Origin of the sequence: Variovorax sp. SG517 (assembly GCF_013376045.1) — a bacterium.
In the GTDB taxonomy this organism is placed as follows: Bacteria; Pseudomonadota; Gammaproteobacteria; order Burkholderiales; family Burkholderiaceae_C; genus Variovorax.
Genome location: NZ_JABMJG010000002.1, coordinates 718,162 through 733,342, shown reverse-complemented (window position 1 = coordinate 733,342; position 15,181 = coordinate 718,162). Strand labels below are relative to the sequence as shown.

The 15,181-nt window shown below is 68.3% G+C and carries 14 protein-coding genes; 7 read left to right on the top strand and 7 right to left on the bottom strand.

Annotated features, from left to right (window positions below):
* The first annotated feature begins 81 nt into the window (after nucleotides 1-81).
* The 6 genes from clpS (at nucleotide 82) to FHT32_RS08855 (ending at nucleotide 7,058) form a co-directional block, all read left to right on the top strand.
* A complete protein-coding gene (clpS, locus tag FHT32_RS08880; protein WP_176664253.1) occupies nucleotides 82-441 on the top strand; it encodes an ATP-dependent Clp protease adapter ClpS in 360 nt (119 codons plus the stop codon).
* Nucleotides 442-508: 67 nt separating this feature from the next.
* The gene (gene clpA / locus FHT32_RS08875; protein ID WP_176664252.1) at nucleotides 509-2,830 is read left to right on the top strand and encodes an ATP-dependent Clp protease ATP-binding subunit ClpA; all 2,322 of its coding nucleotides are present in this window, start codon (nucleotides 509-511) and stop codon (nucleotides 2,828-2,830) included.
* Between the two features lie 109 nt (nucleotides 2,831-2,939).
* Nucleotides 2,940-4,385 (top strand): cardiolipin synthase, encoded by a 1,446-nt coding sequence (gene cls / locus FHT32_RS08870; protein WP_176664251.1) that lies wholly within the window; start codon nucleotides 2,940-2,942, stop codon nucleotides 4,383-4,385.
* Nucleotides 4,386-5,825, top strand: a complete 1,440-nt coding sequence (gene sbcB, locus FHT32_RS08865; RefSeq protein ID WP_176664250.1) for an exodeoxyribonuclease I — start codon at nucleotides 4,386-4,388, stop codon at nucleotides 5,823-5,825.
* A gap of 97 nt (nucleotides 5,826-5,922) precedes the next feature.
* The gene (locus FHT32_RS08860; protein ID WP_371132148.1) at nucleotides 5,923-6,582 is read left to right on the top strand and encodes a CatB-related O-acetyltransferase; all 660 of its coding nucleotides are present in this window, start codon (nucleotides 5,923-5,925) and stop codon (nucleotides 6,580-6,582) included.
* Between the two features lie 23 nt (nucleotides 6,583-6,605).
* Nucleotides 6,606-7,058, top strand: a complete 453-nt coding sequence (locus FHT32_RS08855; protein ID WP_176664249.1) for a DUF3574 domain-containing protein — start codon at nucleotides 6,606-6,608, stop codon at nucleotides 7,056-7,058.
* Between the two features lie 29 nt (nucleotides 7,059-7,087).
* Here the strand turns inward: FHT32_RS08855 and FHT32_RS08850 are convergent, their stop codons facing one another.
* Nucleotides 7,088-8,083: a tripartite tricarboxylate transporter substrate binding protein gene (locus tag FHT32_RS08850; RefSeq protein ID WP_176664248.1), complete on the bottom strand. Its 996-nt coding sequence runs from the start codon at nucleotides 8,081-8,083 to the stop codon at nucleotides 7,088-7,090.
* 69 nt (nucleotides 8,084-8,152) lie between these two features.
* Here FHT32_RS08850 and FHT32_RS08845 point away from each other — a divergent pair, with 69 nt between their 5' ends.
* The gene (locus tag FHT32_RS08845) at nucleotides 8,153-8,998 is read left to right on the top strand and encodes an NAD-dependent protein deacetylase (RefSeq protein ID WP_176664247.1); all 846 of its coding nucleotides are present in this window, start codon (nucleotides 8,153-8,155) and stop codon (nucleotides 8,996-8,998) included.
* Between the two features lie 28 nt (nucleotides 8,999-9,026).
* On the opposite strand, the gene FHT32_RS08840 is transcribed toward FHT32_RS08845, so the two are convergent.
* The 6 genes from FHT32_RS08840 to FHT32_RS08815 all read right to left on the bottom strand — a co-directional run bounded on the left by FHT32_RS08840 (nucleotide 9,027) and on the right by FHT32_RS08815 (nucleotide 15,162).
* Nucleotides 9,027-10,313, bottom strand: a complete 1,287-nt coding sequence (locus tag FHT32_RS08840) for an amidohydrolase family protein (protein ID WP_176664246.1) — start codon at nucleotides 10,311-10,313, stop codon at nucleotides 9,027-9,029.
* Between the two features lie 95 nt (nucleotides 10,314-10,408).
* The gene (locus tag FHT32_RS08835; RefSeq protein ID WP_176664245.1) at nucleotides 10,409-10,882 is read right to left on the bottom strand and encodes a hypothetical protein; all 474 of its coding nucleotides are present in this window, start codon (nucleotides 10,880-10,882) and stop codon (nucleotides 10,409-10,411) included.
* Complete coding sequence (locus FHT32_RS08830) at nucleotides 10,882-11,805, bottom strand: ABC transporter permease (protein WP_176664244.1); 924 nt, start codon at nucleotides 11,803-11,805, stop codon at nucleotides 10,882-10,884. The genes FHT32_RS08835 and FHT32_RS08830 overlap by 1 nt, the downstream gene beginning before the upstream one ends.
* Nucleotides 11,802-12,866, bottom strand: coding sequence for an ABC transporter permease (locus FHT32_RS08825; protein WP_176664380.1), 1,065 nt, complete (start codon nucleotides 12,864-12,866; stop codon nucleotides 11,802-11,804). Before FHT32_RS08825 ends, FHT32_RS08830 begins: the two co-directional genes overlap by 4 nt.
* Entirely contained in the window at nucleotides 12,866-14,470 is a 1,605-nt protein-coding gene (locus tag FHT32_RS08820; protein ID WP_176664243.1) for an ABC transporter ATP-binding protein, read from the bottom strand. Before FHT32_RS08820 ends, FHT32_RS08825 begins: the two co-directional genes overlap by 1 nt.
* Nucleotides 14,467-15,162 (bottom strand): alpha/beta fold hydrolase, encoded by a 696-nt coding sequence (locus tag FHT32_RS08815; RefSeq protein ID WP_218088128.1) that lies wholly within the window; start codon nucleotides 15,160-15,162, stop codon nucleotides 14,467-14,469. Before FHT32_RS08815 ends, FHT32_RS08820 begins: the two co-directional genes overlap by 4 nt.
* Between the last annotated feature and the right edge of the window lie 19 nt (nucleotides 15,163-15,181).

Below are 15,181 nucleotides of genomic sequence, written 5' to 3'. Positions count from 1 at the left end.
AAACCCCTTGAATTGTCGGATACGCGCCACCACGTTTTTTTCGCTCGGCACAGCGCTTGCACGCTCTATAGAATGATTTTCATGGCAACGAGAACTCCAAAAACTCCCAGCACTCCGCCGGCCCAGAAACCGGCCGGGGACGACGGAGATTCGGTCGTCCTGGAGCGCCGACCGCAAAGAACCGCGCCGCCGCAGATGTACCAGGTGGTGATGCTGAACGACGACTACACGCCCATGGAGTTCGTGATCGTCGTGCTGCAGGAATATTTCAACAAGGATCGCGAGACCGCCACCCAGATCATGCTCAAGATCCACCTCGATGGCCGGGGCGTCTGTGGGGTTTATTCCCGCGACATGGCAGCCACCAAGGTCAACCAGGTCATGGAAGCCGCGCAGCAGGCCGGGCATCCGCTCCAATGCGTCAGCGAACCTGTTGCATGAACCAGTTGAATTGCGCAAGCTCCAACCCATCTGAGAACTTATTTACAGCAAGGCAAAAGGAAATCACATGATTGCCCAGGAACTGGAAGTCAGCTTGCACATGGCCTTCGTCGAGGCCCGGCAGCAGCGCCACGAGTTCATCACCGTGGAGCATCTGCTGCTCGCTTTGCTGGACAACCCGAGCGCCGCGGAAGTTCTGCGCGCCTGCTCGGCCAACGTCGACGACTTGCGGGCGTCGCTCACCAACTTCATCAAGGACAACACGCCCCAGGTGGCGGGTACCGACGATGTAGACACCCAGCCGACCCTGGGTTTCCAGCGCGTGATCCAGCGCGCCATCATGCATGTGCAGTCCACCGGCAACGGCAAGAAGGAAGTCACCGGCGCCAACGTGCTGGTCGCGATCTTCGGCGAGAAGGACTCGCACGCGGTGTACTACCTGCACCAGCAGGGCGTCACCCGCCTCGACGTGGTCAACTTCATTGCCCACGGCATCAAGAAGAGCGATCCGCCGGAAGCCGTCAAGGGCAGCGGCGAAGCTCCCTCGGGCGAAGGCGAGGAGGGCGGCGGCGAACGCAACGAGAAGGCGTCGCCGCTCGAGCAGTTCACGCAAAACCTCAACCAGATGGCCAAGGACGGCAAGATCGATCCGCTGATCGGCCGCGAGTACGAGGTCGAGCGCGTCATCCAGATCCTGTGCCGCCGGCGCAAGAACAACCCGCTGCTGGTCGGCGAGGCCGGCGTGGGCAAGACCGCCATCGCCGAGGGCCTTGCATGGCGCATCACGCAGGGCGACGTGCCGGAAATCCTGGCCGAGTCGAACGTGTTCTCGCTCGACATGGGCGCGCTGCTGGCCGGCACCAAGTACCGCGGCGATTTCGAGCAGCGCCTGAAGGGCGTGCTCAAGTCGCTGAAGGACAAGCCGAACGCCATCCTCTTCATCGACGAGATCCACACCCTGATCGGTGCGGGCGCAGCCTCGGGCGGCACGCTCGACGCGTCGAACCTGCTCAAGCCGGCGCTTTCCAGCGGCCAGCTCAAGTGCATCGGCGCGACCACCTTCACGGAATACCGCGGCATCTTCGAGAAGGACGCGGCCCTGTCGCGTCGTTTCCAGAAGGTCGACGTGGTCGAGCCGTCGGTGCAGGAAACCGTCGACATCCTGAAGGGCCTGAAGTCGCGCTTCGAGGAACACCATGGCGTGAAGTACGCCGTGGCTGCCCTGCAGGCCGCGGCTGAGCTCAGCGCCAAGTACATCAATGACCGTCACCTGCCCGACAAGGCGATCGACGTCATCGACGAAGCGGGCGCAGCCCAGCGCATCCTGCCGCCGAGCAAGCGCAAGAAGACCATCAGCAAGACCGAAGTCGAGGAAATCGTCGCGAAGATCGCGCGCATTCCCCCGGCCAACGTCAGCAACGACGACCGCAGCAAGCTGCAGACCATCGAGCGCGACCTCAAGAGCGTGGTGTTCGGCCAGGACAAGGCACTCGAAGTGCTCGCCTCGGCGGTCAAGATGGCTCGCTCGGGCCTGGGCAAGGGCGACAAGCCGATCGGTTCGTTCCTGTTCTCCGGCCCCACCGGCGTCGGCAAGACCGAAGCGGCGAAGCAGCTGGCCTACATCATGGGCATCGAGCTGATCCGCTTCGACATGTCGGAATACATGGAGCGTCATGCGGTGAGCCGCCTGATCGGCGCGCCTCCGGGCTACGTCGGTTTCGACCAGGGTGGCCTGCTGACCGAGGCTGTCACGAAGAAGCCGCACGCGGTGCTGCTGCTCGACGAAATCGAGAAGGCGCATCCGGACATCTTCAACGTGCTGCTGCAGGTCATGGACCATGGCACGCTGACCGACAACAACGGACGCAAGGCCGACTTCCGCAACGTCATCATCATCATGACGACGAACGCGGGTGCCGAGACCATGAACAAGGCGACCATCGGCTTCACCAACCCGAGGCAGGCCGGCGACGAGATGGGCGACATCAAGCGCCTGTTCTCGCCCGAGTTCCGCAACAGGCTGGACGCCATCGTCAACTTCAAGGCGCTCGACGAACAGGTCATCCTGCGCGTGGTCGACAAGTTCCTGCTGCAGCTGGAAACCCAGCTCGGCGAGAAGAAGGTGGAAGTCACCTTCAGCGACAAGCTGCGCAAGCACCTGGCGAAGAAGGGCTTCGATCCGCTGATGGGCGCACGTCCGATGCAGCGCCTGATCCAGGACACGATCCGTCGTGCATTGGCCGACGAGCTGCTGTTCGGACGCCTGACTGACGGTGGCCGCCTCGAAGTCGACCTCGACGACAAGGACGAAGTGCTGCTGGACATCCAGCCCCTTCCGAAGAAGGAAGGCAAGCAGAAGCCCGAAGCAGAGGAAACCGCGGCAGGCTGAGCCAGTCCATCGCGTCTTCTGAAATGAAGCCAAAGGCCGGTAGCATCGCTACCGGCCTTTTTCTTTGGGCCGACCCGTATCGAATCACCGTTCCAGCCGCTTTCCCGCCTTGATCCTCCCCGAACTCAGCCACGAATGGAAAACCGGCCTCTCCCTCGCATGGAGCGGCTACATCGCGGTGCTGTCGGTCTGGATCGTGATGCAGAAGCGCGCGCCGGTGTCGACGATGAGCTGGATCCTCTCGCTCGCGCTGCTGCCGTTCGCGGGCTTCGTCGTCTATTACTTCCTGGGGCCGCAGCGGCTGAAGAAGCAGCGCCTCAAGCGGCTGCGCAGCCGCGCCGGGGCCTCGGCGCAGGCCGACGTGGCCCGGCTGCGCGACGCGGCGCAGAACGCGCCGCCAGCGCTGCAGCAGATGGCGAAGCTGGGTACCGCGACCTGCGGGCTGCCGGTATCGAGCGCCGTGGATGTCGAGCTGCTCTCGGGCGGCGCACGCACCTTCGACGCGATCTTCGACGCGGTGCGCGCCGCGCGGGACCACATCCACCTCGAGTACTACATCTTCGAGCCCGACCGCATCGGCACCGCGCTGCGCGACCTGCTGATCGAGCGCGCAAAGGAGGGCGTGATGGTGCGCCTGCTGATCGACGCGCTGGGCTCCAAGCGCATCGGCCACAAGTTCTTGGCGCCGATGGTCGAGGCGGGCGTCGAGGTGGCGCTCTTCCACGACACGAAGATCGGCCGGCGCCTGCGCCCGGTGACCAACTACCGCACCCACCGCAAGATCGTGGTGTGCGACGGCCGCGTCGGCTTCACGGGTGGCGTGAACATCACCGACGAGGAAGACAAGCGCACCAATCCCGACGCCTATCACGACGTGCACCTGCGCATCGAGGGCAGCGCGGTGCGCTGGCTGCAGACCACCTTCCTCGAAGACTGGGCCTACGCCACCGGCGAGAACCTGCGCGGCCTGGACGATGCCATGAACGCGATGCTTCCCCAACTGGAGGCGGGCGACATCCCCGTGCAGATTGTCACCAGCGGGCCCGACAACCCGATGGAGGCCATCCACCGCATGCACGTCGAGGCGATCCATTCGGCCACGCACCGCGCCTGGCTCACCACGCCGTACTTCGTGCCCGGCGAGCCCGCGCTGATGGCGCTCACGAGCGCCGCGCTGCGCGGCGTGGACGTGCGCCTGCTGGTGCCGCGCCGCAGCGACTCGGCCATCGTGAGCGCGGCGGCGCGCTCGTACTTCGACGAACTGATCGCCGCCGGCGTGAAGGTCTGGGAGTACAAGGCGCGCATGCTCCATTCCAAGACCCTGGTGGTGGACGACCATTGCGCAATGATCGGCACCGCCAATTTCGACAACCGCAGCTTCCGTCTCAACTTCGAGGTCTGCGCGGTGGTCTATGGTCCCGAGCTGACCCGGCCGCTGGCGTCGCAGTTCGAGACCGACCTCCACAGTTCCGGCGCGGTGCGCGCCAACCGGCCCCAGACTTTCTGGCGCCGCCTCGGCGACGCCATCGCGCGCCTGTTTTCAACCCTGCTCTGAATGAACCACACTTTTCTCTGGCACGACTACGAAACCTTCGGCGCGGTGCCGCGCCGCGACCGCCCCTCGCAGTTCGCGGCCGTGCGCACCGACGCGGAGCTCAACGAAGTCGGCGAGCCGCTGATGATCTACTGCAAGCCCGCGCCGGACTACCTGCCCAGCCCCGAGGCCTGCCTGATCACCGGCATCACGCCGCAGCTGTGCCTGGAGCGCGGCATTCCCGAGCACGAATTCGCCGCGCACATCGAGCGCGCCTTCTCGCAGCCCGGCACCATCGGCGTGGGCTACAACACTATCCGCTTCGACGACGAGGTCACGCGCTTCCTGTTCTGGCGCAACCTGATCGATCCGTACGCCCGCGAATGGCAGAACGACTGCGGCCGCTGGGACCTGCTCGACGTGGTGCGCCTCACCTACGCGCTGCGCCCCGAGGGCATCGAGTGGCCGAAAAAGGAAGACGGCAAGCCCAGCTTCAAGCTCGAAGACCTGGCACGCGCCAACGGCCTGCTGCACGAGTCGGCGCACGATGCCTTGTCGGACGTGCGCGCCACCATCGCGCTGGCCCGCCTCATCCGCAGCAAGCAGCCCAAGCTGTTCGACTTCGCCTTCGGCCTGCACAGGAAGGACCGCGTCGCCAGCGAGCTGGGACTGCCCGCGACGCGCGAGACCGCGAAGCCCTTCCTGCACGTCTCGGGCATGTTCCCGGTCGAGCGTGGCTGCCTGGCCGTGATGTGGCCGCTGGCCAGCCATCCCACCAACAAGAACGAGCTGCTGGCCTGGGACCTGGCGCACGACCCCAGCGAGCTGCGCGACATCGACGTCGAGACGCTGCGGCTGCGCCTCTTCACCCGCACCGCCGACCTGCCCGAGGGCGTGGTGCGCCTGCCGATCAAAGGCGTGCACCTCAACAAGTCGCCGATGGTCGTCGGCAACCTGCGCACGCTCGCGGCGCCGATGGCCGAGCGCTGGGGCGTCGACCTGGACACGGCGATGCGCCACGCAGCCATCGCGCGCGACCTGCCCGACATGAGCGCCATCTGGTCGCAGGTGTATGCCCGTCCCAAGGAAGCCACGCCCGATGTCGACGAAGACCTCTACGGCGGCTTCGTCGGCAATGCCGACCGGCGGCGCCTGAACCAGCTGCGCGGCCTGTCGCCCGAGGAACTGGCGAAGGATCGCACCGGCTTCGACGACGGCCGGCTCGACGAGATCGTCTTCCGCTATCGCGCGCGCAACTGGCCTGAGCTGCTCAGCGAGGATGAGGTCGAGCGCTGGGAGGCGCTGCGTGTCGCGAAGCTCTTCAAGGGCGAGGGCGGGGCGCGCACCATCGAGATGCTGTTCAGCGAGGTCGACGCGCTCTCCGAGAACGCCGACGAGCGCGGGGAGGAGATCCTCGGCGCGCTCTACGAATACGCCGAAGCCATCGCGCCCGAGGCCTGATCGGCAGACCGGACGGCGCAGCCATGAGCCTGAGCATCAACGCCGAACTCTCGAAGGGGCTCGAAGGCTACGGGCTCTACCTGTCGAGGGCTGCCTGGTGCCGACGCCGCTGCGCTTCGAGACGCCGGTGCGCATCTGGCATTCGGCCCAGTTGCACGGCCGGTGCTCCATCGGCGCCTATTCGAGCATCTCGCCCGGCGCGCTGCTGGTCGACCTGGGCATGGGGCGCTACTGCTCCATCGGCGACGGCGTGCAGACCCTGTCGGACCATCCCGCCGACTGGTTCACCACGCACATGCTGGCTTATGCGCCCAATTTTCCGGAGCCGTACCGGCACCAGTCCGTGGCGCAGTTCCCGTCGCATTCGCCGGTGACCATCGGCAACGACGTGTGGATCGGCTCGCGTGTCAGTCTCAAGAGCGGCATCACCATCGGCGACGGCGCGGTGATAGGCGCCGGCGCCATCGTGACGCGCGACGTGGAGCCTTTCACCATCGTGGGCGGCGTGCCGGCCCGGGTGATCCGCCAGCGCTTTCCCGACGTGCTCGTCGATCGCATCCGCGCCTGCCCGTGGTGGGACTGGGACCTGCGCGCGCTGGCACTCGACTGGCAGCACCCCGAGCAGGCCCAGTCGATGCTGGAAGAGGCTGTTGCCGACGGCCGCGTTTCGCGCTGGAATCCCGGCTGGCGGCTGCTCGACCGTGGCCAGCCGCCGGGCGAGGGCCAGCCCGCGCCGCTGGTCTTTCTGCCGGGCTGAAAACAATGCAAGGAGGTGTTCGCATGACGACGACGGCCACTTTGTCTCCCGCCCGCGGCGCTCTTGCTGTCGCGGTGGCGGCCTTGGCGCTGGCCGGCTGCGGCACCTTGCCGCCCCCGGCCTCCGGCGACGCGAGGGCCTGCGGGAGCGGCTTCGAAAGCTTCGAGCGCGACACGCTGTACTTCGGCCGCGCCATTCCTTCGGGCGGCCAGGTGTCGGACGCCGAATGGACGGCCTTCCTCGACACCACCGTGACGCCGGCCTTTCCGCAGGGCCTGACAGTGATTGACGCCGCCGGCCAGTGGCGCAGCGTGTCGGGCGAGGTGGTGCGCGAGCGCTCGAAGCTGGTCGTTCTGTTGCACCCGCGCAGCGAGAAGGACGACGCTGCCATCGCCACCATCGTCGGCGCCTACCGCCAGCGATTCGCGCAGGAGGCCGTGCTGCAGGAGAGGCAGGCCGTCTGCGTGCGCTTCTGATCGCCTCCAGAAGCGGGGTGGCCGCGAGGCTACAGCTTGATGCCCGCCCCCTTGACCGTCGGCCCGAGCACTTCGACCTGCTCCTTCACGAAGCCGTTGAACACGGCCACCGACTCCGGCTTTGCAACGATGCCCAGCTCCGTCAGTTTCTTCTGGATCTCGGGCATGGCCAGCACTTCGTTGCATGAGGCGTTGAGCCGCGCAACCACGTCCGGCGGCAGCTTGGCGGGGCCTGAAAGGCCGAAGAAGTTCTCCAGCACCAGCTTCGGCTGATGCAGCTCGACCATCGTGGGCACCTCGGGCATGAGCGGCGAACGCTGCGTGCCTGTCACGGCCAGCGGCACCAGTTGGCCGCTCTTGAAGAAGGGAACGTACGAGGTGATGACGTCGATGCCCACCGGGATGGTGTTGGCGAGAAGGTCGGTGCTCATCGGCGCACCGCCGCGATAGGGCACGTGCACCATGTTGATCCCGGTGATCTTCTTCAGCAGCTCGCCGTGGATGTGTCCGATGGACCCAGGGCCGCCCGAGCCGAAGTCGATGCGGCCTTCCTTGCGCGCCAGCGCCTCGAAGTCGGCGAATGTCTTGAGGCCGGAGCCCTTGCTCGCCATGACCACCAGCGGCGCCGCGCCGAGGTAGGCGACGTGCGTGAAGCCCGTGACGGGGTCGTAGGGCAGCTTGTCGAGCGTGAAAGGCCCGAGCGCGATCGGCGTGGTGTTCGACAGCATCAGCGTGTAGCCGTCGGCCGGTGCCGACGCCACCAGCGAGCCGCCGATGGTGCCGCCCGCGCCGGGCTTGTTGTCGACCACCACGGGCTGCCCCAGCTTCTTCGCGAGCTGTTCCGCCATCACGCGCGCGAGCACGTCGCTGGAGCCGCCGGGCGGGAAGGTGACGATGATCTTGATGGCCCGGTCGGGCCATTGGGCGAAGGCCGGCAGGGCCGCGCCGGCGACGCCCGCGGCAAGGATCTGCAGCGCGGCGCGCCGTGTAGGGCGATGGGGGCGTGTCTGGCGTGATGGGTTCATGGCGTTCTCCGGCGACGGACAAGAGCCAGGGCTTTAGCAGGAATCGGGCCGCCGACTTATGCTCGCCGCATGCCCGCCAACCTCGCCGCCAACCCTGCTGCCTACGCCGGGCTCGCCGACTTCGCCACGCGCCACCGCAAGCTCTTCGTGCTCACCGGCGCGGGCTGCAGCACCGATTCGGGCATTCCCGATTACCGCGACGTCGACGGCGAATGGAAGCGCCCGTCGCCCGTCACCTACCAGGCCTTCATGGGCGAGGAGTCCACGCGCAAGCGCTACTGGGCGCGCAGCCTGATCGGCTGGCCGACCATGGCGGGCGCCCGCCCGGGTGCGGCGCACCACGCGCTGGCGCGGCTGGACGAGGCGGGACGCGTCGGGCTGCTGCTCACGCAGAACGTCGATGGCCTGCACGAAGCCGCCGGCAGCCGCGGCGCCATCGACCTGCACGGCCGCATCGACACCGTGCGCTGCATGGGCTGCGAGCGGCGCACGCCGCGCGCCGAACTGCAGCTCGAACTGCGGCGGCGCAATCCGCGCTGGGCCGAGCTGGAAGCCCGCGCCGCGCCCGACGGCGACGCCGATCTCGACGGCCGCGATTTCTCCGACTTCGACGTGCCGGCCTGTCCGCACTGCGGCGGCCTGCTCAAGCCCGACGTGGTGTTCTTCGGCGAGAGCGTGCCGAAGGAGCGCGTCACAGCCGCATTCGCGGCGCTGGAGGAGTCCGATGCGGTGCTCGTGGCCGGGTCGTCGCTGATGGTCTATTCGGGCTTTCGCTTCGTGCAGGCGGCGGCCGCGGCAGGCAAGCCGGTGGCGGCCGTGAACCTCGGGCGCACCCGGGCGGACCCGCTTCTCTCGCTGAAGGTCGAGCGCCCGGTCGGCGAGGCGCTGACGGCGCTGGTGCAGGAGTTCGCCTAGCGTGGGCTCGGCGTCCTGACCGCAGGGCTCAGCCGGCGTGCTTCGGCGCCATCCAGCTCGTGGAATCGCCCCGGCCGGGAAGGTGCAGGCTGGCCGTGGCGGCAGGCGTCTCGGCCAGCAGCCGCCCCTTGCGGAACACCTTGAGCCGCGCGGCGCGCAGGCGGATCGCCTCGACCGCATCGCGCGCCTGCAGCAGCACGAAGCTGGCGTCGCAGCCGGCCTCGAGGCCGTAGTTCTCCAGGTGCATCACGCGCGCGGCATTCGTCGTCACCGCCTCGAAGCACTGGCGGATGCCTTCCTGGCTGGTCATCTGCGCCACGTGCAGGCCCATGTGTGCCACTTCGAGCATGTCGCCCGAGCCCATGCCGTACCAGGGGTCCATCACGCAGTCGTGGCCGAAGGCGACGTTCACGCCGGCGGCCATGAGCTCTGGCACGCGCGTCATGCCGCGGCGCTTGGGGTAGGTGTCGTGGCGGCCCTGCAGGGTGATGTTGATGAGCGGGTTGGACACCACCGACACGCCGCTCTCCGCGATCAGCGGCAGAAGCTTGCTCACGTAGTAGTTGTCCATCGAGTGCATCGAGGTGCAGTGCGAGCCGGTCACGCGGCCCTGCAGCGCGAGGCGCTGGGTCTCGAAGGCCAGTGTCTCGATATGGCGCGAGAGCGGGTCGTCCGACTCGTCGCAGTGCATGTCGACCAGCTTGCCGCGCGCCGCGGCGATCTCGCACAGCAGCTTCACGCTGGCGGCGCCATCTGCCATGGTCCGCTCGAAGTGCGGAATGCCGCCGACCACGTCCACGCCCTTGTCGAGGGCGCGCTCCAGGTTCTCGACGCCACCCGGCGATCGCAGCACACCGTCCTGCGGAAAGGCGACCAGCTGAAGATCGAGATACGGCGCCACCTTGCGCCGGACCTCCAGCAGCGCATCGACCGCCAGCAGGCTCGGGTCGCTCGTGTCCACATGCGAGCGCACCGCCAGCAGCCCCTTGGCCACCGCCCAGTCGCAGTACGCCAGCGCGCGCTCGATGAGCGCGTCGGCCGTCAGCAGCGGCTTCAGCTCGCCCCATAGCGCGATGCCTTCGAGCAGCGTGCCGCTCTGGTTGACGCGCGGCAGGCCGTAGCTCAGCGTGGCGTCCATGTGGAAGTGCGGGTCGACGAAGTGGGGCGATAGCAGCAGGCCCTGCGCGTCGAGCTTCTCGTGCGCAGGCGCATCGAGTCCGGGCGTGACTTCGGCGATGCACCCGTCCTGCACGGCGACCGACATGCCGGTGCGACCGTCGGGGAGGGTGGCGTTGGTGATGAGGAGGTCGAGCATCGTGGAGGCCTTTGGGGGTGTTCAGCGCGCCCCTGGCGGAGCGCCCGGCAGTTGTTCTGGTGGAAGGTTCGTGTCGCTGTCCGGATGCCGGCGTCTCAGCGCGTGTTCTGCGCCCGATACCGGTATTGCCCCGGTGCAGGCCCGACCTCGATGGTCACGCGGCGCAGCTTCTCGTCGTGCCCCGAATCGGCCTTTGCCGTGACGACGATGCCGCGCGGCGTGGCGCGGCAGGTGAGGTCGGACAGGGAGATTTCCGCGTGGTCGTTGTCCAGCTCGGCGATGGCGACCGTGTGCTCCGCGCGCAGGCTGCCGTTGGCGTCGCGGCTCATCCACTGCACGTAGAGGAACGACTGCGCGTACTGCTCGGCGTGCACCACGCGGTAGGTGCCCTGGTGGTCCTTGCCCCAGGTGCCGCACATCTGCACCCAGGTCACGGCGTCGGCGGTGCTGAAGGCCTCGTAGCCGTAGTTCATGCCGAGCGCGCGGGCGCCGTTGCCGCCCATTGCCAGCAGAGCCAGCAATGCCGAGAGCAGGGCGCCTCGCGCGGCGTTGGCGGTCCTGGTGGTCATCAGCGTTCCCCCTTGCGGTACGGTTTCATCAGCGCCTGCGGGTAGCTTGCCTTGCGTGCCACCAGCACCAGCGCCAGGATCGACAGCAGGTAGGGCAGCATCAGGTAGATCTGGTAGGGCAGCACGGCGTCGCCCGATTGTTGCAGCCGAAGCTGAAGCGCATCGAAGAAGGCGAACAGCAGCGCGCCCAGCAGGGCCTTGCCCGGCCGCCACGAGGCGAACACCACCAGCGCCACGCAGATCCAGCCGCGTCCGTTCACCATGTTGAAGAAGAAGGCGTTGAAGGCCGACAGCGTGAGGAAGGAGCCCGCCATGCCCATCAGCGCGGAGCCCGCGACGATGGCGCCGGTGCGGGTGGCCGCGACCGACACGCCCTGGCTCTCGGCCGCCTGAGGGTTCTCGCCGGCCATGCGCAACGCGAGGCCCAGCGGCGTGCGGTACAGCACCCAGCCCACCACCGGCACCAGCAGCAGCGCGAACAGCGTGAGCGCGGTCTGCGCGTTGAGGATCGGAATGGGCAGCCAGTCCATCGGTGCGAAGGGCGTGATGGTGGGCGGCGTGTTCACCTTCGGAAAGCTCACGCGATAGCCGAAGTAGCTCAGCGCGGTCGCCAGCAGCGTGATGCCCAGCCCCGACACGTGCTGCGAGAGCGCCAGCCCCACGGTCAGAAAGGCATGCAGCAGCCCGAACACCATGCCCGCGAGCGCGGCCACGCCCACGCCCACCCACAGCGGCGCGCCGGCATACACCGCGAGCCAGCCGGTGAAGGCGCCCGCGACCATGATTCCCTCGATGCCGAGGTTGAGCACGCCCGCGCGCTCGCACAGCAGCACGCCGAGCGTGCCCAGGATGAGCGGCGTGGCGATGCGCAGCACCGCGACCCAGAAGGAAGCGTTGGAAAGAATGTCGAGGAGATCGCTCATTTCGTCATCCTCACCCGGTATTGCGTGAGCAGCGTGGCCACCAGCACCGCGATCAGCGAGGCCGCGACGATCACGTCGGCGATGTAGGTCGGCACGCCCACCGCGCGGCTCATGGTGTCGGCGCCGACCAGCATGCCCGCCACGAACACCGCGGCGGCGATCACGCCCAGCGGATGCAGCCCCGCCAGCATCGCGATCACGATGCCGGTGTAGCCGTAGCCCGGCGACATGTCGAGCGTGACGTAGCTGGTGCGGCCCGCCACCTCGATGGCGCCGGCCAGGCCCGCCAGCGCGCCCGAGAGCAGCGCCACCATCACCACCGTGCGCGTCACCGGCACGCCCGCGAAGGCGGCGGCGCGCGCGTTCGCGCCCACGGCGCGGATGTCGAAGCCCAGCACCGTGTACTTGAAGATCGCCCACACCGTCACCGCCAGCGACATCGCCCACAGCAGGCCGGTGTGCACCCGCGTCTGCGCGACGAGCTTGCCCAGTTCCAGGTCGGACTGCAGCGACACGCTCTGCGGCCAGCCCATGGCGGTCGGGTCCTTCATCGGCCCGTCGAGCAGCGCCGACACGCCCAGCAGCACGATGAAGTTGATCAGCAGCGTGGTGACGACTTCGTCCACGCCCAGCCGGTTCTTCATGAGCGCCGGACCCAGCAGCATCAGCGCGCCGGCAATGGCGGCGGCCAGCATCATCAGCGGGAAGAGCAGCCACGGCGACAGCTCGAAGCCGGTGCCGCCGTGCATGCCGCCCACGGCGACGGCGGCCAGCGCACCGGCGTAGAGCTGGCCTTCCGCACCGATGTTGAAGAGCCGCGCCTTGAAGGCGACGGTGGCTGCCAGCCCGGTGAGGATCAGCGGGATCGCGCGCGTCAGCGTCTCGCTCCACGCGAACACCGATCCGAAGCCGCCCTGCAGCAGCAGCGCATAGGTGCGGCCGATCGGCGCGCCGGCCCACAGCACCAGCAGCGCGCTGATCGCCATCGTGAAGACGATCGCGCCGATGGGCGCGAGCACCAGCGCCGTGCGCGAAGTCTCGTGGCGTCGCTCGAGCCGCATCATGACGAGGCTCCCTTGGCGGGAGTTGCTGTCGCGCCGGCCATGGCCAGTCCGATGGCCTCGCGCGTCCATGCCGCCGCAGGGCGCGCCTCGCCCAGATGGCCGCCGTGCATCACGGCCACGCGGTCGCCCAGCGCGAGCACTTCGTCGAGGTCGTCGGAAATCACCAGCACGGCAGCGCCGGCGTCGCGCGCGGCGATCAGCTGCTGCTGCACGTAGGCAACAGCGCCGATGTCCAGGCCCCAGGTGGGCTGGTGGGCGACGATCAGGCGCGGGGCCCGGTTGGGATGCTTCCTGTCGGCCTTGTCCTGGCCGGCATCGGGCTCCGGTTGTTCGGGCGCCAGCAGGGCGCGTCCAAGAATCAGTTTCTGCATGTTCCCGCCCGAGAGCGAACGGGCCGGCGCCATCAGGCCTGCTCCGCGCACGTCGAACGCCTTTTCGATGCGCCGCGCATGGAGGCGGGCGGTGGCGCGTTTCACGAGCCACGACCAGCGCGAGAACACGGGGCTGCGCAGCCGCTCCGACACCGCGTTCTCCCATACCGGCAGGTCGCCGACCACGCCGATTGCGTGCCGGTCTTCGGGGATGCGCGCGACGCCGCGCTGCACCAGCCGGGCAGGCGAGGGCGGCAGCGCGCGGCCCATCAGCTGCGCCGTGCCCGAGGTCGCGCGGCGCGTGCCGCACAGCAGCTCGGCCAGCGCGACCTGTCCGTTGCCCGATACGCCGGCGATGGCGGTGATCTCGCCCGCGCGCAGCGTCAGCGACACCTCGCGCAGCCGGTCGCGCCCGTCGCCCTTGGCGGAGGCCGCGGTGCTCACGTGGTCGAGCACGCAGACGGCATCGCCCACCGATTTCGCGGGCCGGCGCTTCGGCGCCTCCACCGCGTGCCCGACCATCCAGAGCGCGAGCTGCGCCTGCGTGGTGTCGGCAGTGCGCGCCTCGGCCACCAGCTTGCCGCCGCGCAGCACGGCGATGCGGTGCGACACGCGCAGCACCTCGTCGAGCTTGTGGCTGATGAAGATCACCGACAGCCCCTGCGCCACCATCTGCGCGAGCGTGGCGAACAGCGCCTCGCTCTCCTGCGGCGTGAGCACGGCGGTCGGCTCGTCGAGGATGAGGATGCGCGCGCCGCGATACAGCGCCTTCAGGATTTCCACGCGCTGGCGCTCGCCGACCGAGAGGCTGCCGACCAGCGCGTCAGGCTGCACCGGCAGGCCGAAGCGCCTTGCCACGTCGAGCAGCCGCTCGCGCGCGGCTGCGCGGCGCGACACCGGGCGCCACAGCGGCTCGGTGCCCATCATCACGTTGTCGAGCACGCTCAGGTTGTCGGCCAGCGTGAAGTGCTGGTGGACCATGCCAACGCCCGCCGCGAGTGCCGCCTTGGGATTGCCCGGCGGCAGCGGCGAGCCGAAGACTTCGATGCTGCCTTCGTCGGCGACATAGTGGCCGAACAGGATCGACATCAGCGTCGACTTTCCGGCGCCGTTCTCGCCGAGGAGCGCCAGCACCTCGCCTGCGTGCAGGTCGAGGGAAATGGCGTCGTTGGCCACCAGGGTGCCGAAGCGCTTGGTGATGCCGCCGAGCCGGAGCACAAGAGGGTTCATGGGATGGCGGGCTCGGAACTGCCGAGCTCGCGGCAAAAGTTGTCGATGGCATTGCCGGCGGCGATGGGCGTGGCCTGCAGCAATCCGTGCGGGCCTTCGAGCCGGACGATGCGAAGGCCCGACAGCGCACGCTGGATGGTACGAGCGGCCTGGTCGGGAACGATGCGGTCCTCCATGGCCTGAAGGTACATCGCGGGCACGCGCACCCGCGCAAGCTTGTCGACCACGTTCACGCGCTGCACTTCCTTCATGCGGCGCGTCATGACGGCGGTCGACACCTGCCGCAGCGAACCCTGCAGCAAGGCCGCAAGGCGCGGCGTGGCGAAGCGGCCCAGCAGCATGCGGCGCATCGGTCTGCGCATCAGGCCGGAGTGCAGGAATTTCATCGACAGTTCGAGCAGGCCGCCGCGCAGCAGCGCCAGCCCCGGTCCGGGGCGTCGGGCAAAACTGCAGCACAGGATCAGCCCGCGCAGCCCCGGCGGCGGGGCTGCCGCGATGGAGATGGCCAGCGGGCCCGAGAAGGATTCGCCCAGCAGTACGAAGGGCTGACCCGCAGGAAGCTGTGCACGGACCAGCCGTTCGAGTTCGTCATAGCCCAGCGGCTCGGTGCCGGGGTAGCGCAGGACGTCGATGGCGCCGCGCCGCCCCATGGCCTGTGCCAGGGGCTCGAAGAGTTCGCCGGTGCCGTCCATGCCCGGAAGCAGAACGAGT

Coding starts and splice junctions, on each gene's coding strand:
- clpS (WP_176664253.1), top strand. CDS start 82: ATGGCAACGAGAACTCCAAAAACTCCCAGCACTCCGCCGGCCCAGAAA.
- clpA (WP_176664252.1), top strand. CDS start 509: ATGATTGCCCAGGAACTGGAAGTCAGCTTGCACATGGCCTTCGTCGAG.
- sbcB (WP_176664250.1), top strand. CDS start 4,386: ATGAACCACACTTTTCTCTGGCACGACTACGAAACCTTCGGCGCGGTG.
- FHT32_RS08855 (WP_176664249.1), top strand. CDS start 6,606: ATGACGACGACGGCCACTTTGTCTCCCGCCCGCGGCGCTCTTGCTGTC.
- FHT32_RS08850 (WP_176664248.1), bottom strand. CDS start 8,083: ATGAACCCATCACGCCAGACACGCCCCCATCGCCCTACACGGCGCGCC.
- FHT32_RS08845 (WP_176664247.1), top strand. CDS start 8,153: ATGCCCGCCAACCTCGCCGCCAACCCTGCTGCCTACGCCGGGCTCGCC.
- FHT32_RS08840 (WP_176664246.1), bottom strand. CDS start 10,313: ATGCTCGACCTCCTCATCACCAACGCCACCCTCCCCGACGGTCGCACC.
- FHT32_RS08835 (WP_176664245.1), bottom strand. CDS start 10,882: ATGACCACCAGGACCGCCAACGCCGCGCGAGGCGCCCTGCTCTCGGCA.
- FHT32_RS08830 (WP_176664244.1), bottom strand. CDS start 11,805: ATGAGCGATCTCCTCGACATTCTTTCCAACGCTTCCTTCTGGGTCGCG.
- FHT32_RS08825 (WP_176664380.1), bottom strand. CDS start 12,866: ATGCGGCTCGAGCGACGCCACGAGACTTCGCGCACGGCGCTGGTGCTC.
- FHT32_RS08820 (WP_176664243.1), bottom strand. CDS start 14,470: ATGAACCCTCTTGTGCTCCGGCTCGGCGGCATCACCAAGCGCTTCGGC.
- FHT32_RS08815 (WP_218088128.1), bottom strand. CDS start 15,162: ATGGACGGCACCGGCGAACTCTTCGAGCCCCTGGCACAGGCCATGGGG.